Origin of the sequence: Bacillus sp. FSL R9-9530 (assembly GCF_038008145.1) — a bacterium.
In the GTDB taxonomy this organism is placed as follows: Bacteria; Bacillota; Bacilli; order Bacillales; family Bacillaceae_G; genus Bacillus_A; species Bacillus_A mycoides.
Genome location: NZ_JBBOYO010000001.1, coordinates 283,052 through 302,114, shown reverse-complemented (window position 1 = coordinate 302,114; position 19,063 = coordinate 283,052). Strand labels below are relative to the sequence as shown.

Genomic DNA, 19,063 nt, shown 5'->3' with positions numbered 1-19,063 from the left:
GATTAATTGAAAGATAACTATAGAAAAGGTGAATGGCGTTGAATCAAAATCAAATTGTAACTTTAAATATTTTATTAACAAGCGATGTACATGGTACTGTGTATCCAATTCACTACCAAGATAACTCCAAAGCAGAAATTGGTTTAGCTAAAATTTCTACTCTCATAAAAAAAGAACGTTCTCAAAATGCAAACGTTCTTCTGATTGATAACGGGGACTTCATTCAAGGAACACCATTTACTTATCATTACGCTACATACGAAAAAGATATGGAAAACCCAATGTCCTTATTAGCCAACTACTTAGAGTATGACATTGCAATTATCGGAAATCATGAATTTAATTACGGAATGGATATATTAAATAATGCTGTGGCTACTGCAAATTCCCCTTATCTATCAGCAAACATTTTAGATAAAAACAGAAAAGAACCTTATTTCGGGAAACCATATATAATAAAACATATTGAATCAAATATAAAAATTGCTATTTTAGGGGTGACAACGCATTACATCCCCCATTGGGAACAAGCACATCATATTAAAGATTTACAATTTGAAGATGCATTTGAAACAACAAAAAAATGGGTTTCTTACATCCGTAAACATGAAAAACCAGATTTACTAGTCGTAGCCTATCACGGGGGATTTGAACGTGATTTACAAACCGGAGTACCGACTGAAGTTTTAACAGGTGAAAACCAAGGATATGCAATGTGCCATGAAATTGAAGGCATAGATATTTTACTAACAGGCCACCAACACCGAGAAATCGCTCACACCGTGATTAATGGTGTAACAATTTTACAGACCGGATGCAATGGACACTCAGTTGGAAAAGTAACAGTAACATTCGAAAAAGCAGAACAAAAATGGGTAAAAAAAGAGAGTTATTCAGAGTTATTGCCCGTACAAGGAATTGCGGCAGACCAAGATGTTCTTTCCTTGGTTGCCAATTATGAAGAGAAAACACAAAATTGGCTTGATAAACCTATTGGAATAATTTATGGGGATATGCAAATTTCCGATGCTATGCAAACACGTTTGCAAGACCATCCTTTTATTGAATTCATAAATAAAATACAGATGGATATAGCTAATGTTTCAATTTCTTGTACAAGTTTGTTTCATAATACATCTCCAGGTTTCCCGAAACATGTAACAATGCGTGACATCGTTTCTAATTATATTTATCCAAATACATTAAAAGTAATTAGAATAACTGGAGCGGATATAAAAGATGCTCTCGAACTCTCTGCTTCTTATTTCACATTAAAAGCAGATGGAACCATCATCGTAAACCCTACCTATATAGAACCAAAACCACAACACTATAATTACGATATGTGGGAAGGGATTTCGTATGTATTAAACATTTCAAAACCAATTGGAGAGAGAGTAGAGTCTTTGCAGTATAAAGGCACTCCTCTTAATATGAATGAAGAATATGACGTTGTTATGAATAATTATCGTGCAAGCGGTGGCGGGAACTTCTTTATGTTTCAAAATAAACCAGTAGTAAAAGACATACCAACAGATATGTCTGAACTTATCGCTAACTATATATTGAAGCATAAAAGGATAGAAGCAACGAAAAATGAAAACTGGAAAGTTATTAAATAACAATTTTAACAAATAAAAAAAGATGGGCTATGCCCATCTTTTAATTTAATTTTGCATTATCCTGCTTTTTTAAAGCTTTTAATTTCGCCGGTGTAACGTCCGTGCCTTCTTCGTTAACGACTTTAATTCCTTTTAATTCGTTTAACATATTTTGACGAAATCCTTTTAAATATTGTTCACGAAGCGATTGGCGCTCACGTTGTTCTTCTTCAGTTAAGCCTTCAGCTTTTGCTTTTTTCGCTAAGAAGTTAATGCGTTCAATGAGTTCTTGACTTGGCATCTCGAATCCCCCTTCTACTCAAAACTGATTATTATCATACAATAGTTATTCCTCTTTATCAAGCAATTGCTTTGTATATTCTACATACCTTCGATGTACAGTTGCTTTTGAAACATCATGACCAAAACCACGAAGTGTTGCTGCAATTTCTTCAAAAGTTAATTCATTCCGGCGCAAACGTACAATTTCCTCAATTGGCACTTCTTTTTTCTCACGTCCTACGCTTAAATGACGATTTTTCAAATTATTTTCTGGACGAAATCCTTTCTCCACTGCTCTTTGCATGCCACGTTTAATTTTTAAATTGTGGATCTTTCTTTGATACTCTTCAACGATCCCAATTATATTTAGCACCATCGAATCAGAATCTGAAAGCTGTAATTCACCACTATGCGTGTGCGTATAAACTTTTATCCCCTCTTTATGTAAACAATGCATTAATGCAATCTTTGCATTTCCTCTACCAAGACGCGTTTCATCTTGTATAAGTAGTACATCAACTTGTTCATCTCGAATTGTATCTAGCACTTCTAATATGCCATCACGTTCAATTGTATAACCGCTAGCCTGCTCCTCAATTACCTTTGTAACATCCATTTGATAGCGCTCAGCTAAATGCAATAATTCATCTTTTTGACGCAATAATGATGTTTCCTGTTCTTCTTTTGTTGTGCTCACACGTGCATAAATAATTGCATTCATTTTGAACCCTTCTTTCTCACTATATTTTCCTTATAGTGTATCATAAATTTGCCTTTCGTTCGAACTTATGTTTGTAGAATGTTTTTTCGCATGTTATACTTAATAATAAGAAAAATGAAAGAAAACGAGGTGTTAGAAAACATGGAAAAGTTAACGAAACGCCAGCAAGACATTCTCGACTTTATTAAGCTAAAAGTACAAGAAAAAGGATATCCACCTTCCGTACGTGAAATCGGTCAAGCAGTCGGCCTTGCTTCTAGTTCTACAGTGCACGGACATTTATCACGACTAGAAGAAAAGGGATATATTCGACGCGATCCAACAAAACCACGCGCAATTGAAATTTTAGGTGACAACCGAACGGAAACACAATCTGTTATTCAAGTTCCAATCATCGGAAAAGTTACTGCCGGTTTACCGATTACAGCAGTCGAAAGTGTAGAAGATCACTTCCCACTTCCAGCTAGTATCGTTGCTGGAGCAGATCAAGTGTTTATGTTACGCATTTCTGGAGATAGCATGATTGAAGCCGGTATCTTTGATGGTGATTTAGTTGTTGTTCGCCAACAACAGTCTGCATACAACGGTGAAATTGTAGTTGCTTTAACAGAAGATAACGAAGCAACCGTTAAACGTTTCTATAAAGAAAAAGATCATTTCCGTCTACAACCGGAAAACTCTTCACTAGAACCTATTATTTTAAAACAAGTGTCAGTTATTGGAAAAGTAATTGGCGTATATCGTGATTTACATTAAAAATAATAAAAAGAAGATAATTCCCTTATTTATATAGGTAATTATCTTCTTTTTATATTTTGATAGATTTCCGTTCATTCAAAAGAATGCGTTTCATTAATTATTAACGCGTTTCAATAGTAACATCTCCAGCAGCGGTTTTACCGCTAATCTTTTTACTACCATTACCAATCATTATATTTTTATTGTCTTCATTAAAAATTGTCACGTCTCCAGCAGCAGTTTGCCCAGTTATAACTGCATCTTGTGGTTTTTCCAATAAAGTAATATCTACATCTCCAGCAGTTGAACTTACCTCTAAATCATATTTAGAATCATGATCAATAATATCTATATCCCCACTAGCCGTTTTTGCTGTTACTTTCCCTATTACTTTTTTAAAATTCACCTCACCAGCTTTTGTAGACCCCTCCACACTCTTTGCTGTTACATGTTTCAAATCCACTTCTCCGGCGAGTGTTTCAACACTTACGCGGTCACTTTTCACATTACTTATTTCTATTTGTCCAGCGGATGAATTTACTTTTATCTCTTGATAAGAACGTTCAGGTACTAATATAGTCAATGTAGGCGTTTGAAATCCGAAATTGTAAAATGAAAAATCAAATGAAACACCTTTTTCTATTTCCCCTATGATTTTTAATGTATCACCATCTTCAGCAATACGAATCTCCTGTTTACTTACGTCTCCTTTTTGCTTTACATAAAAAGAGGAATCAGGAGATTTTTGGACAACAATATCTCCTGCATCTAACTTAACTTCTACATTTTTTAGCGTTTCGTTTTTAATTACGTCCTCTTTATCTCCTTTTTCTGCAGTTTGTACTGCTTTTTCATATGTTTGTGAAATCCCTATTACTCCAATAATGATACAAGCGATAGCTACTAATAATATCTTTTTCATCATCTACTCCCCTTTTATCATTTTGAAGTTCCAGACTACATAGCATACACATAATCTTTTAAACCACTTCGTACTATAATAAGCTACAATACATAACAACAAACCTACTCCGACAAACGTTATACTAACGAAAAGATCCAACCATATAAAAGTGCCCATAAATACTTTTACAATAACGAAAAATGGTGTCACTACACTAGCAATCCCACCGACCCAAAAGGAAAATATAAAAGCTATAATTGCAACTAACGGGCCTAACACAATAATAAAATTAAACAAACTAAGTCCAACCGCTGCCATGACAGCTCTTGTCACATTTGAAGTCGACGGATCTTTTTTCATTTCATCAAATCGATACATCGCAAGTAAGTCTTTCGCAATTACTTTCGGAGAGCCAAGTCCCTTTATTATTTCTGATTCAGTTTTCCCCTCTTCCATCCCAAACTGAAAGTGCTCTTCATAATCAAATAAAATATCTCGTCGCTCTTCTTCTGGTAACTTTCTAAGATGACTTGATAATTCTTTAAGAAACTGCTCTTTACTCATCCCATTCCACCCCTTCAATAATTTCTTGAACACCTTTAGCAAAATCACGCCACTCTGTTACTAATAAAGTAAGTTGCATCTCTCCTTGCTCTGTTAGTTGATAATATTTACGGGGCGGTCCTTCCGTGGATTCTTTTAAATACGTTTGAAAATATCCCTCTTTCGTTAAACGACGTAATAACGGATATACAGAACCTTCCGATATTAAAAATTTATTAGAGATTTGCTGAACAAGTTCATATCCATAACAATCCTTACGTTTTACAAGTGCCAATACACACAGTTCTAACACACCTTTTTTAAACTGAACGTTCAAGGACAATCCCCCTTTCTCATTTTAGTACTGTTCAGTACACGATACCTGTTTTATCCATAACATACCACTTAGTATTGTTTATTGCAAGGTACTGAATTATATTTATTCCCTAAATTTAGAAAACGCAAATATAAAAGCCCGAATAAGACCTTTTGTAACTGACCATTATCCGGGCTATCATTCAACTCGAATTACAATAATACAAGATTTCATTCAATCTTTCTCCTCTATGAACCCACTTCCATTTGTGACCCTAATAAATTTCGAAATACACCTTTTCTCTCTTTAGCCAATTGATTAAATTCACCTTTTTGAACAATCTCACCTTTTCCTAAAACAATAACTTGATCTGCATTGCGGATCGTAGATAACCGATGCGCAATAACAACAATAGTCATCGTTCCTTTCAACCTTTCTATTGCTGATTGAATTTTTACTTCATTTTCAGTATCTAATGCACTCGTAGCTTCATCTAATACTAAAATGGATGGTTGTCTTAAAATAGCTCGAGCTAGTACAAGTCGTTGACGTTCACCACCTGAAAGTCTCACTCCACGATCTCCAATGAGAGTATCAAGCCCTTTTGGAAGCATTCGTACAAATTCAGCTGCCGCCGCAAAATCTAATGCAGTCCAAATTTGTTCTTCACTCGCATTCGGCTCAATCATCAATAAATTTTCTCTTATGCTTGCATTAAATAAAAAAGGATCTTGTGGCACATAACTAATAGCCCGTCTCAATGACAATAAATTTTCACTTGTAAGAGGAGTTCCATCTATTAATACTTGACCTTTCTCTGGCTGAATCAATCCCATTAAAACATCGATTAATGTGCTCTTCCCAGCTCCCGAATGTCCCACAATAGCCGTCATACTATTGATTGGTATTTTCACATTAATATTTTGAAGTGCATACAAATGCTCCTTCTTATTATATCGAAAATAAATACCCTTACATTCAATACCCTGCTCTATACAAATCGGCTTTATATGTTTTTGCTGATGTATATCCTGCATTTCAATTGCTTCATTACATTCCCCTTGTAAGTCCCATAATGACTTAAAAGCAGGAATGCTTGCAGCAAGCTGTTCTAAATTTGACTGAATTGTCATAAATCGTGGCCATAGTCTCGAAAAGATGAGTATGATTAATAGTAATTGGGTGGGTTGAGCTTTAAATATACTTACTGATAATAATATAAAAAATGCAATTAAAATAGCCATTGAAACTTTATAAAACAATTGAGAGTTCGACCTTATTCTCATATACTCCATTTGTTCATTACTCATCTTTTCTGTTATAGATTGTAACCAATCTAAACGTGATGCTTCCAAAGTATTACTCTTTATATCTTTAATTCCATTAAAATGATCTGTTATACCAGAAAGATAGTCTTGTGCTAATTTCGAGGTCTTACCGCCTAGTATTCGTGCTTTTTTTATAAAAGCACGAGAAGCTACTAAGAATAATAAGCCAAAGACCAAAACAAATATAGTTATTTGGGGAGATAATAAAAACGCAAGCCCCACCTGTATGAATGTAAACAGAATAACAGCTAACAATTGTAAAATTAAATTAACCCCATAACTTACGCGAGCTAATTCTGTAGTTAATATATTTATTAGATTTGTTTTCCTTTTCTCTAAAAAAAAACTCCACTTCGCTTTTAGAATCATACTATATGTTTCTATTCTTAATTCTCGTACAAAAGCTTGTTGCGTTCTCGCATCCCTTAGCGTTATGTTTCGTTGTAATAGATTTTGCCCTAACACTATTAGTATATATATACCTAAAATAGAAATTAGGCTTGTTGTTTTAGGGAAATCCTGCAAAAATCTATAAACAGGTGCAATAAAAGCAGTCTCCTCACCTATATTAATTATTCCAGCCATACTTATCATAGGAATTAATAAAATAATACCTATCCCTTCAAGTAAACTTATTAAAACCATACCAAACAAATTCACATACAGAATTTTCCCTGCAGAAGAATATAATTTCTTCATAAAATATATAATATGATTCATCGATGTTCCCCCTATGACAAAGCAAGCTTCTTTGTTTTCCTCCAAAGACATAGAAACGGACGTAAAGGAAAATATAAAAAATGAAGGAATTTAGGTAACGGCAATGTTTTTGCATCAATCGGATAAGGATAGAGTTGGCTCATAATAAATAAAATTTTTTGCTGATTAGACATCAGTGAAAATAAATGCCTACTATGATAAGCAAGTACTTCTTCAGGAACAGGATCGGTATGCAAGTTTATCATTTGCTTGAAATAAAACAGCGCTTCTTGAGCTAACTGCTTTGAACGTTTTTTCGCTACTAATTCCATCATCCTCTTATCTAATCGTGCACCTAACATTTGAGATGCCAAAATTAATGCTTGTCCTCCTAAATGAAACATTTGATATTTTCTCATTAATTTGTTAATCTCACTCCAGTTAAGATCTTGATTGACAATTTTTTTTATATCCACTAACCAGCGCAATCTAGACCAACCATGTCTAGCACCATGAGAGACAAGAAATAAAAATAAATCTTCCTTTCCTAACATATATACCGAATTACTTGTAAGTGCACTTTTTCTCTTTCGCTTCCAAAGCTCTTCAAACCCAGGTTCCTTACCCGGTCCAGGATTTAACCTCCAATGAATTTCAAGTTTGATCCGCCTTGTTGTATGGAAAAATGTTATATGGTGATGCCTCCATTTCCAATCACTTAATATCGTTTGAATATAATCATCTTTCACATATCCTTGCTCTAAAAGTAGTTTTTCTACTTTTTCTAATTTTTGAACAGGAATGAGAACGTCCAAATCACAAGATGTTCGTAAAGAAATATCTCCATATAAGTCCTGAGATAGTACAGGTCCTTTTAGAAACATCGTACGAATCTCATTTTCATTAAAAAATTTATTTATTCGTTCCATTTCAGCACTTAAATAAAGCATTTGAAATGTATTATTTCTATATTTTCTATTTAAAGTTTGTACAACATGTGAAGGAATTCGTTCCTCATCTACCTGTTTAAGTTTTTGATAAATCACCGGATAAACACGATGATGCATGGCTTGCTCAAGAAAAACCTCCCAATCAATATCTGTGAACCATTCACTACTATAAGTTTGCAGTGTTTCGTCATCTTGTAACTTCAAAATTGTAAAAAGAAGTTTCAATTCTTTAGACATGAACTCTACATTAAGACCAAAATCTTTCTCCATTTTATTCTCCTTTAATAGTGTCCTCACTTAACCTCTTTGCAAATGATCCAACGACAGTAAATTTCTCCATTCCTTCTGATCCAGTAACATAAAAAGAACCGCTCCGTAACCATGCATGCGCAATTAATTCACCATGACTATCCTTAGCAGTTCCTAAATAAAGAGTACTCTCAATGTGACGTTTTTCGAGCATTTTCATCCCAGCTATAGCTTTAACAAGGCATTGACTTTCCCAAAAAGTATAACGACTCATAATAGAAATAGCTTCAGACACCTTCTTTAGTGTATCCCCGTGTGGCTGAATTTGAGCAACTGATGTTTCGTTCATGTAATCCCCTAAAGAAGGTGCAACTTTGGAAAAGGTAATACTTTTCAGTACACGTGCCCATCCTAAAAAAATAAAAGCCTCTAAAAATAAGAGCTTTGTTTTCATGTTCAGTGATAAAAACATCCTTAACCTTTTCACAATATTTATTAATCCCTTCCTAACAGTTCTCTTGAAATTGCGAATCTATCTATTAGATTGATCTTTTATTTGAATTAAACCTTCTTGAAATAAACACTCTAAAAAGGAAAGAACGTGCTCTTCACAATCTTTTCGTTCAATATCATAGTTAGATACTAACATAGTAACAAGCTGATTAATTATTACTGGATTTTCAATAAGCTCCCATATTTCTCCGCCTATTTCACCCAAGTTATAGTAATTTCCTTTTTGGACATTTAACATAACTTTTTCTCCATCCATATCGCTTACTATATTACCCTTACTTTGGACAACGTTATGTTCTAATGATATTTTTCTCGAGTGGACAACCATCAACCATACTCCCTTTCTGTATAGTATTTAAAATAACTTCCACAAGCTCATGCGCTGTAAATCTTGAAGCCGGGCGGCTTACTTGAAACATTTCCATTCCACTTGCAATATCAGATGAAGTTTCAAAATGCCATTCCATCAATCCTAATTTAGAAATCAAAGAGCTCCTAAAAGTATGTCGGTATAATTTAAACAGACGTGTAAGCCCTTCTATCTGAGTCATCTCTATATCTTTCCCCTGTGTTTTTACTAATTCAATAACACCAGCAAGACGTAAAGGCTCAGGAAAAAATTGAGAATTCACAGGAACAGCATACTTCGTTTCCCTTTCAAACAAAGAGCTATATTGCGTTATTCCCATTCCAAACTCATCTAAACTTTCTTTCCATAATTTTTGTTGTGGGTAAGATGGATGGACTATTGGGGTATTCTTACATAAAAGAGACACAGCGACTATATCATCACTTAAAAATTGGTATCCTTTACTTAAAAAAGCCGAGGCTAAAGTTGATTTTCCGGCTCCTGAATCACCAATTAGAGCATATGCTTTCCCTTCTATAGCAATTACGCTTCCATGCAACGGAAGTACTTTGCGTTGCATTAAAAGTGCACCCATACAAGTCCCCAGAATATATAGTCGGATTTTATTTTCTTCCGCCCCTGGCATAGGTGAAAAAATAATTTTCTCGCCCGCTTGGACAGAAAATATTGCAGTCTGAGGAACATGAAACATCACTACATCATCTTCCACTACAATTGTTTTTTGCTGTTCTTCGCTATATTTATCCCATTGTTCAGATAAATCCGTTATTTCAATTTGAACATCCGCCATTTCTTTCTTTTCATTCAGCTGAGACAATTCGGGTAATGGGATTTCACTTACTATTTTTAACCCGAAGGCTTTGTATAACACATTCTCCATAGAATTGATCATCCTATTCACCCCACATTGTCAATTTTTTGAAAGCTCTTATATAACAAAGTTATATAAGAGCTTATTTTCCAGTGACTTAACTATACTTCACCGGATCATCTGGATCAGGTTGAATCGAGTCAGGATATTTATGTCCAGGCCCCGCCATAGTCATATTAATATTAAGTACTTCTAATACAGGTTGTTTCCATTCCTTTTTCATACGTATCACCTCCTTTCATATTGATTTTTTTATAAATCGATAGAAGATTAAGCTGCGCATTAAAACTCTAAAATCTAGATCAAATGCATACTCTGGTCGAGGTTCTTTACAAATTTTCGAGATAGCTTTCTTAATTACCTCTACATTTAGAAATTCAGAGATTATTGGATCTACACTAAGTTCTTCAACTTCCTCAATGAATTCATTCCAAAAAGGAGCCATACGGTAAACACCATCTGCACCTTGAACACCCCGAACCCGTTGATTTAATCGTACTTTATCAGGAAGTAAATTTTTTGTAGCTCTCCGAATAAGAGATCGATCTACACCATTTTGAACATACTGTTCTTCCGGGACTGACAAACAAAATTGAACAATCCGTAAGTCATTTGTAGGATCGCGATCCCATAAAGCATAACGTAACGATAATTTCGTTTCATACGTTCCATTTATGCTCCAATAATATGTTTTTTCAAACTGTTCTCTTTTCATGTCATATGCATTTGAGATAGAGGTACCTGTTATATCAATATCCTGTTCTTTGAGTCTATCAAAAATATTCATTTTTTTTGCAAATTCCGGATTGATTATCCTAGGAAAAACATCTTGTTCCTCTGAAGAAAGTAACTGATGTAAAAATGGAAATGCCTTTCTTTTTACCACTTCAAAAACACGTGATTTTTTCACGCCTAGATTTCTACTATACAAATATAGTTCACGATAAAAACGCATCCAATGTAGCTTTTTTAACAACATTGCCTGATAATCTAAAATAGGCCCCCACGATACTGTCCAATTACCTCTTTGACCACTAAGGAGTACCCCTATTCCATGCTGAGATGCTTTTTCATAAACTCCACTCAACCAAAAAGTATTCTCAAAAAATTTATATGGCATCTCCATTGTTTCCAGCCAATCATCAATTTCCGATAGTGGGCTTCTCTCCGGCAGTTCTAAATAATAATCCTGTATATTCCCTACATGCTTTACAGTTGATTGAATAAATGGTCTTTCGTCGGCTATCCTACCTTTGTGTGTCCAATCTACAAACCCTTCTACTGGGACATAGCTAAACGTATGTAATTTTTTATTTTCAGCACGTAAATCCTTAGCAGCAAAGCTAACGACAGAACCAGAGTCTAGCCCTCCGCTCAAATGAGCTCCTACTTTGTGATGTGTTCTTAAACGTGCCTTCACTGCACTTTGATACACATCTCGAAATGCCTCTTCATACTCTTCATTTGATTTTAAATTAAGCATTTTCCCAGTAGTTGGTGTATAGTATCGCGAAAAATTAACTTTGCCATTCTTTACCGAAATAGTGTGTGATGGAGGCACCTGTTCTATATATTTATAAACTGTTTGCTGTGAATCTACTGATTCGAAATTTACAGGTATAGCTAAAAATTCAGCAATCCACTGCTCATTCAATTTTTTCTCAACATATGGTAGAGTAAATAACGGATTTATAATAGTGCAAAAAGCAAACTTTTCCTCACCACGATAAAAATAAAGGGTTCGGCTTCCCGAAAAATCTCTGGCTCCAAAAAGGGTTTGTTTTTTCTCATCCCAAATCATAAAGGCAAAATCGCCTACCAAATATTTTGGAGTCGCTTCCCCCCATTTCTGATAAGAGAGTAAAATCAACTCACTATCTGTCATGTTTTTTCTATCTGCATAATTCACTTGTAATTTTTCAAATAACTCATTACGATTATCAATAATAGCATCTACTGTAATTGCCAGTTGCTTTTCGTAATTATAAAAGGGTAATTGTTCACCAACAGATTCTGGTGTGATCCACTGTGCGTGACATCCTAGAAAAACATTTTCTTTATGCCATATTTGAATATCATCAGCAGGGTACTTTTGTAAATCACTCATTAATCGTGTGCCATGTTCAATTGATACAGGTTCATTAGTAAAGTGAATAATACCAGTTATAGCGCTCATTTCTTCCTCCTAATATATAGAAAGTCACTACAAATACTATTTATATATTAAATTCGTTAAACATACCCCTTTATCATTCTTTTTAACGAACAAAGTTATTTGTTTTATTACTTTCTGAATTACATGCTTTAATTTACTTACAGACTAAGATATAAATATTTAAAACCTATAATCATCTCTTTTTTATATCAATTGAAACTGAATGTTCCCAAACAATCCCCTTTGGAATTCACTATAAAGAACAAATAGTGCTACATATACAAATCTAATTCCAATTTTACTTACTTTTCTTTTAATTCTTCCATTCTACTGCTTTTAAAATGCTTTGAATTACCCTTTGTTGATCTTCAGCTAACATATTAGATCCTGAAGGCAAACAAATTCCACTTTGAAATAAGGAATGCGACACATCTTCATTTTTACTATGCGGATAATACTTCTTCTCTTTAAAGAGCGACTGCATATGAAGTGGCTTCCACATAGGACGCGCTTCAATATTCTCTTCTGCTAAAGTTCTCAACAATTTCCCAATAGAGATCCCGGATTCCTTTTCATCAATTGTCAATGTAGTAAGCCAACGATTAGAGCGAGTATTTTCTAATTCAGGCATAAAATAAAATCCTGGCATGTGAGATAGCGCTTCATAATACCGTTTATATATAAATCTTCTAGCTCTCACCCTATCTTCTAACACTTCTAATTGTCCTCTACCAATACCAGCTAAAATATTACTCATTCGATAATTATATCCTATCTCACTATGCTCATAATGTGGAGCTGGATCCTTTGCTTGTGTCGCTAAAAACCTCGCTCTTTCTAATGCTTCTACATCATTAGAAACTAGCATTCCACCACCTGAAGTTGTAATGATTTTATTTCCGTTAAATGAATAAACCCCAAACCTCCCAAATGTACCGCTTGCTTTTCCTTTATATGTAGATCCAAGAGATTCTGCTGCATCCTCAACTATAGGAACATTATATTGATTACAAAGTGAAAGAATTTCATCTAGTTTAGCACTCTGACCATATAAATGAACAAGAATGATAGCCTTTGGTAATTTCCCCACTTTATTAGCTTCATACAATGCATGTGCCAATGCATTCGGTGACATATTCCATGTTTCCGGTTCTGAGTCAATAAATACTGGTTCAGCTCCCAAATAAACAATCGGATTCGCACTCGCTACAAAAGTAAAACTTGAACAAAACACTGTATCTCCCTTTTGGACATCTAATAATTGCAAAGCTAAATGAATAGCAGCCGTACCTGAACTAACTGCAGCCCCACCTTTCACTCCTACAAAAGATGCAAGTTCTCTTTCAAATCCATCAACATTTGGGCCAAGAGGGGCAATCCAGTTTGTATCAAATGCATTTTGAATATATTTTTGTTCATTCCTACTCATGTGCGGAGAGGAAAGGTAAATTCGCTTTTTATGCTGAACTGTGTGCATGTAAACACATCCTTTATACATATTTAAATACTATGTATCTAAAAACATATGCTTTAATACAGATATATCAGATAATCTCCTTAAATTATCAATTGTATAATGTGCTTTATAAGCTTGCTCAACTATAAGATTATGGTGAATTCCACCTTCTCTATTAATATGGATCGTTAACCATTTCAATTTCTTGGCTGTTATAAAATCCTTACTTAAATTATCTCCTATATAGACACATTGCTGATGAGGCACCTGTAGTTCCTTACTTATTTTTTCATAAGGAATTTGGCTCGGCTTCCAATATTCTTTTCCCAGCTCATCAGTGAGAATTATCGAATGAAATCTCTCTTTTAACTTTAATGCATTAATTTTCTTTTCTTGGGCAACTAAATATCCGTCTGAAATAAGTCCTATTTTAACGGTATTAACTAAATTATTTAGTACCCAATCTGCTTCATCCAACAATTGAATATCTGGTTTATGAAACCTATACTGTTCTATCAAATTACTAATCAATTTTTCATCGTAAGGAATGTTTAACTTTTCTAGTGTTTCATTAAACACGAACCTTCTTTCCCCCGAATCGAATAATTGAATTGCAATATTATAAAATCCGGTTTTCTTATACTTCTCTTTAATCCAATTATCCACTGCTTTAAAACCACTTACAACATAATCTTTCTCTTTATATAAAGTATCATCCATATCAAAAACAATTGCTTTAATCATCATCTTAAATACTCTCCATAAAAACCGCTTCATCATATCTAAGCATTGTTAAATTTTCTCTCCAATTAAAGTCCTTATCTATAAAGACTTCCCCCTGACACATTTTAATTGTCCAAAGTGGAAAATTCGCTCCTGCTTCTATTGATAGTGGTATTCCTCCTCCAAAACGAGGGTTTATTTCAATAAACGTAATTTGTCCATCCTCCTTTTTAAAACATTGTAAAGTAATACACCCAATAGGATTAGGAAGAGCTTTTATTACAGTTTCTGCTGCTTGGATGATATCAAAATCCTTCTTGGTCATACCTTTACTTACCTCACCTGCTCGTGTCTCTATACGCAATCTAGGAACGATTGTTTTTATATTCCCACAGAAATCTACCATGACATCTATAGTGTATTCTTCTCCTGAAACGTACTCTTGTATCATAGCGTTAGGTATATAATCCTTAAAAAATTCCAATTCCTTTTCATTCATTATTTTTGTTACACCTTTACTAGAACTGCCATCATAAGGTTTAATTAATAGTGGAAATTGATATTCTTTTCTTCCAATCTCTTCATCACTATATACTCTAGGTGTTAGTATATTATTAGATGCAAAAAAGTTATATGTGTATTTTTTGTTATTAGCAATCTTATTTAATTCCATACTAGAAACTAATACTTTTACACCAATACCTTCGAAAACCTTCGAATTATTAGCCATAAGGGTTAATTCTGTATCAATTAACGGAATTATTAGATTTATCATTTCAGATTTACATATTTTTAATAATTCATTTATATATCCCTCTTCATTTACACGCGGAACAATAAAATGCTTATCGCTAAAGTAAATGGTGGGAGCAGTTTCTTTTAAGTCTGCAGTAAAGATTTTTCCTTTGATTCCTTCTTGTTTAAGTACTTCCTTAAATTTTTTAATTAAGGTGACCCTCCTACCAGAGCTAGTAAACAAAATATTCATTTTATTCCCCCCCATGCTCGATTCCCCCCTTAAAAACTGGCATAGTCACATGCTTATTATTTGTTATCCCTTCCGACTTTAAAACCTTACTAAAAGTTAGATATAAAATTTTCAAATCTAAAAGAAAACTTTGATTCTCAACATACCATACATCTAATTTAAATTTCTCATCCCATGAGATACTATTTCTTCCATTAACTTGAGCCCATCCAGTGATTCCGGGTCTTACATTATGCCTTTTAGCTTGCTCTTTCGAATATAAAGGCATATATTCTATTAATAATGGGCGGGGGCCCACCAAACTTAATTGACCTTTTAGCACATTTATTAATTGTGGTAATTCGTCTAAACTATATTTTCTAAGAAATTTTCCAACTTTAGTTAATCTAGCGTGATCTTGTAACAGCTCCCCATTACTATCTCGCTCATTGGTCATCGTACGAAATTTATAAAGATAAAAAGGTTTTCCATGTAACCCTGGACGTTGTTGTCTAAATAAAATGGGTGATCCTATCTGAGTTTTAACTATAATTGCTACTAAAAGAATAACGAAAAAAAAGCAAATTAATAATAATAAAGAAATAAAGATATCAAACAGTCTCTTCATTACCAATCATTCCCCCATCTTAAATTATTACAAATGCTTTTCCAAAGTTAAATAATCTAAAAAGTATTCATTACGGATTGAAATCAAGTATTCTTAAGTTGTAATTAAAGAATTGTATTCAATTTCTCTTTACTTATCACCTGCAAACATTTTCTATAGTACACAGCTTTAAAACTTAATAAGTAGAAGAAAGCAATACACATAGGTGCAAAATATATTTTTTCAAATGCTTATCCAAGAGACTATTACACACTGTAAAAATCTCAAAAAATATATTCACAAACACAGTTTTATAAACAACGCTTAGTAGTATATTAAAAAATCCATTTATTATTTAAAAATTCTCCTACACACTATTTTTTAGTATGCAGTTAACGTAATAATAAAAAGCTATTATGTTTATAAAAAACATAATAGCTTTTCTCTATTCTATAGTAGTAACTAAAAGTCAATAAACCTATTATCTATTAGGAATTAGACTATTTCGAATAATTACATTGGACAAAATCCTTCCATGTACCATTATATAATACCTTATGGACATATTTATTAAGAGCCACTCTACTTCATTTCTCATAATTTTTTGAAACTATTCAAATTTAATTATCACCATGCATTAATTTGGATCTATTACACCATTAACTATATTCCCTTGCAGAAATTCCCTCCCTGTAATTGTAATTTTCGCATTATTCAACACGTTGTTTTGAATTACTACTAGGGGTGTAATACTCGTTGTTCTATTATCTATCCCAACTTGCATCAAATTTGTGGAATTTATAATATTATTTTGAATTATCACTTGCTTACCAGTAAACGCTGCATCCAAAACAATAATAGCTCTCTGAAGAGTATCATTTGTAATTTTTATAGTATTTCCCCTTAACACTATTTCATCAGATACATTTTGAATATTCAAGACCGTACCATTTGGTTTTTCTATATGACAATCCATCATCTTGAATGCTTTGAGGTTATTCACTGTAAATAACGTGTTATTTCTATCTATACTAAAGAACTTGCAATCTTTTAATTCTAAAGTGCTTCCTGTACTTGTTATCCCCAAAAAGGTTACGTCCTTAAAAAAGCAATTTGTATATGTCCCTGCAACTAAGGTTGGGTTTTTAACATTATTAAATATAATATTTTCAAATATCCATCCTGATTTAACTGTTCCTACTGGTACATAATTTAAATACAAAACGTCTTGTCCTTCAAATATACAATTTGAGATAGTTTGCGGCTCATTTTTCATCTCTAATGTCCACTGATACAATGATGACAAGGAATTTAGTTTATCTGCATCGTTTATAAAGCGACAGGAATCAACTTTAACCGCATATGGAAAGGGGGTATCAATAATCATTTTACTATTAGAAAAAATATTATCTAATATATTAATAGGTCGATTTACATATACACCTTGAACATTTACTTGCGCTCCGTATACATAATTATTGGAAAAAATAACATCTCCTAACAAAGAGACCTTGGTTAATCGGATATTATTCCCTGTTACGATTACCCTATCTGCACCACCATTAATAGATAGCCCAACATAAGCATTTGAAATGGTATTCATAATAGAATTATTCGATATATAGATAAATTTCCCATTTACAACAATAATATTATAATTTTTATTATCATGAAAATTATTTCTTTCAATGTATATATATTGATTTAAATCATATCCATCTTCAATATCTAGTCCACTTTGTGGATTGGTACCTGCGATGTGATGAATATCATTATCTCGAATATATACATTCTTTGCCCCACATACACTAATCCCTTGTCTACGGCAATCATGTAAATTACATTTTTCTATATAAGTATATTGTGAAAAAGAAGGCACCCGAACATTTATTAAACAATTTGCAGGAGCAGGAACATTCCCTTGATGCAAAACAATTTTAGCATAACTTGCTCCATTAGGGACTTCTACTTCATCAAAGAATTGTACATTGGTTTTTGAAGATAAAAATATATTATTTGAAGTGTAAAAAATGACATCATAATAATCGCATTTTATTTCAGAACCCAATGCTCCAAATCCATTTCCATATAATCCAAAGTAACCATACTTTACAATAGCCACTTGGGTCATATCAATTTGCAAATTGGAACGTATCTTTGTTGTACTACTTACTAATGAACCATCTGTTGTATTAATTGCTCCCTGTTCAAATGAACTTGCTAATGCTGTAGGAAAAGGTGAAATCTGCCCAAAAGTACTGTTCAGTGTAATGGCATCTCCTGTACAATCTAAAATATCTAGATTATCTAAAGATACAAACCGTGTATTGTTCCCCCCATCAGCAGGTGGAGTAAAACTCCCCAATTCAATGCCGTACCCTGCCTCATGTGTTCCCCCACTAGAATAATCATGTGTATATCTATCTCCTTGGATAATACCATTTGTTATCCTAGAATATACTTGATTTCTACGAAAACTTATAATTGCATATCCAGTCAAATTATTTGTTTCCATTTTTAATGTTGAACCGTTTAGATTCAAAGTTAAATGACTTGGTGGTTCGATGGGTGTTTGTTTATCAATCAAATATATTCCTCTAGGTAACACAACTTCCGTATAACCTTGTTGAGTCGCCCAAACTAAAGCATTATTAATACCTTTGGAAGTATTGATAGCATCAGTCCCATCATTCTTAACATCCCATCTATCTAATTCTAATACATATATACTTGTAGAATTTGTAGCTTCAAATGATTTTGGAATCCATTTTAATTGCGTACTATCATAAGTTAAAATGTCATTATGAAAAGGAGGCTTGGACACCAAATCTAAATCATTCAAATTCCCAAGATTATCCCTTCTTCTCCACATCAATTCACACCTCTTTTTTGCTTTTCTACATCTTATGTTTCATAAGGTAAATTGATTGGATATAAGAGAAGTAACATCACTTTTTATTGTTTTTAGAGATCCATTATTTAGAAAGTCTTTTCACAATTCCTTTCTCCTTCCTAAATAGATCTATTCTTACTAGCTGTTTTTATTTCAATACCATTTTATTTATACTAT

The 19,063-nt window shown here is 33.3% G+C and carries 19 protein-coding genes; 2 read left to right on the top strand and 17 right to left on the bottom strand.

Translation table 11 applies throughout. The annotated features are described in order from the left end of the window. Positions 1 to 38 precede the first annotated feature (38 nt). Positions 39 to 1,622, top strand: a complete 1,584-nt coding sequence (locus tag MKX66_RS01420) for a bifunctional metallophosphatase/5'-nucleotidase (protein WP_012261434.1) — start codon at positions 39 to 41, stop codon at positions 1,620 to 1,622. A 40-nt stretch (positions 1,623 to 1,662) separates the two neighbouring features. Here MKX66_RS01420 and MKX66_RS01415 read toward each other — a convergent pair whose 3' ends face one another. Both MKX66_RS01415 and MKX66_RS01410 read right to left on the bottom strand, forming a co-directional pair. Then, on the bottom strand, positions 1,663 to 1,902 hold the full coding sequence (locus tag MKX66_RS01415) for a DUF896 domain-containing protein (protein ID WP_002014431.1): 240 nt from the start codon (positions 1,900 to 1,902) through the stop codon (positions 1,663 to 1,665). A 45-nt stretch (positions 1,903 to 1,947) separates the two neighbouring features. Then, a complete protein-coding gene (locus MKX66_RS01410; RefSeq protein WP_002014433.1) occupies positions 1,948 to 2,604 on the bottom strand; it encodes a YneB family resolvase-like protein in 657 nt (218 codons plus the stop codon). Positions 2,605 to 2,745: 141 nt separating this feature from the next. Between MKX66_RS01410 and lexA the strand changes: the two genes are divergently transcribed. Continuing rightward, entirely contained in the window at positions 2,746 to 3,360 is a 615-nt protein-coding gene (lexA, locus tag MKX66_RS01405) for a transcriptional repressor LexA (protein WP_002087894.1), read from the top strand. Between the two features lie 103 nt (positions 3,361 to 3,463). On the opposite strand, the gene MKX66_RS01400 is transcribed toward lexA, so the two are convergent. The 15 genes from MKX66_RS01400 to MKX66_RS01330 form a co-directional block, all read right to left on the bottom strand. Further along, on the bottom strand, positions 3,464 to 4,267 hold the full coding sequence (locus MKX66_RS01400; RefSeq protein ID WP_215590070.1) for a DUF4097 family beta strand repeat-containing protein: 804 nt from the start codon (positions 4,265 to 4,267) through the stop codon (positions 3,464 to 3,466). Then, positions 4,268 to 4,810, bottom strand: a complete 543-nt coding sequence (locus MKX66_RS01395) for a DUF1700 domain-containing protein (protein WP_341085335.1) — start codon at positions 4,808 to 4,810, stop codon at positions 4,268 to 4,270. Continuing rightward, positions 4,803 to 5,126: a PadR family transcriptional regulator gene (locus MKX66_RS01390; protein WP_002066545.1), complete on the bottom strand. Its 324-nt coding sequence runs from the start codon at positions 5,124 to 5,126 to the stop codon at positions 4,803 to 4,805. The genes MKX66_RS01395 and MKX66_RS01390 overlap by 8 nt, the downstream gene beginning before the upstream one ends. A 227-nt stretch (positions 5,127 to 5,353) precedes the next feature. Further along, positions 5,354 to 7,153, bottom strand: coding sequence for an ABC transporter ATP-binding protein (locus tag MKX66_RS01385; RefSeq protein ID WP_002128582.1), 1,800 nt, complete (start codon positions 7,151 to 7,153; stop codon positions 5,354 to 5,356). Between the two features lie 11 nt (positions 7,154 to 7,164). After that, complete coding sequence (locus tag MKX66_RS01380; protein ID WP_341085334.1) at positions 7,165 to 8,352, bottom strand: nucleotidyltransferase domain-containing protein; 1,188 nt, start codon at positions 8,350 to 8,352, stop codon at positions 7,165 to 7,167. Position 8,353: 1 nt separating this feature from the next. After that, positions 8,354 to 8,827, bottom strand: coding sequence for a lasso peptide biosynthesis B2 protein (locus MKX66_RS01375; RefSeq protein WP_215591313.1), 474 nt, complete (start codon positions 8,825 to 8,827; stop codon positions 8,354 to 8,356). Between the two features lie 36 nt (positions 8,828 to 8,863). Next, positions 8,864 to 9,172, bottom strand: coding sequence for a lasso peptide biosynthesis PqqD family chaperone (locus MKX66_RS01370; RefSeq protein ID WP_215590072.1), 309 nt, complete (start codon positions 9,170 to 9,172; stop codon positions 8,864 to 8,866). After that, entirely contained in the window at positions 9,135 to 10,106 is a 972-nt protein-coding gene (locus MKX66_RS01365) for an aldolase (protein ID WP_215590073.1), read from the bottom strand. The genes MKX66_RS01370 and MKX66_RS01365 overlap by 38 nt, the downstream gene beginning before the upstream one ends. Positions 10,107 to 10,182: 76 nt before the next feature. Beyond that, positions 10,183 to 10,308, bottom strand: a complete 126-nt coding sequence (locus MKX66_RS01360) for a paeninodin family lasso peptide (RefSeq protein WP_002087908.1) — start codon at positions 10,306 to 10,308, stop codon at positions 10,183 to 10,185. 15 nt (positions 10,309 to 10,323) lie between these two features. Further along, positions 10,324 to 12,261, bottom strand: a complete 1,938-nt coding sequence (locus MKX66_RS01355) for a lasso peptide isopeptide bond-forming cyclase (protein WP_215590074.1) — start codon at positions 12,259 to 12,261, stop codon at positions 10,324 to 10,326. Positions 12,262 to 12,553: 292 nt separating this feature from the next. Beyond that, positions 12,554 to 13,717, bottom strand: coding sequence for an aminotransferase class I/II-fold pyridoxal phosphate-dependent enzyme (locus MKX66_RS01350; RefSeq protein WP_341085332.1), 1,164 nt, complete (start codon positions 13,715 to 13,717; stop codon positions 12,554 to 12,556). 30 nt (positions 13,718 to 13,747) lie between these two features. Continuing rightward, positions 13,748 to 14,443: an HAD family hydrolase gene (locus MKX66_RS01345; protein WP_341087575.1), complete on the bottom strand. Its 696-nt coding sequence runs from the start codon at positions 14,441 to 14,443 to the stop codon at positions 13,748 to 13,750. A gap of 1 nt (position 14,444) precedes the next feature. Further along, on the bottom strand, positions 14,445 to 15,422 hold the full coding sequence (locus MKX66_RS01340) for an ATP-grasp domain-containing protein (RefSeq protein ID WP_215590076.1): 978 nt from the start codon (positions 15,420 to 15,422) through the stop codon (positions 14,445 to 14,447). Further along, positions 15,409 to 16,014 carry a sugar transferase gene (locus MKX66_RS01335; protein ID WP_085312159.1) on the bottom strand — a complete coding sequence of 202 codons (606 nt, stop codon included), beginning with the start codon at positions 16,012 to 16,014 and terminating at the stop codon, positions 15,409 to 15,411. The genes MKX66_RS01340 and MKX66_RS01335 overlap by 14 nt, the downstream gene beginning before the upstream one ends. A 616-nt stretch (positions 16,015 to 16,630) precedes the next feature. Beyond that, on the bottom strand, positions 16,631 to 18,865 hold the full coding sequence (locus MKX66_RS01330; RefSeq protein WP_341085330.1) for a right-handed parallel beta-helix repeat-containing protein: 2,235 nt from the start codon (positions 18,863 to 18,865) through the stop codon (positions 16,631 to 16,633). Positions 18,866 to 19,063: the final 198 nt, after the last annotated feature.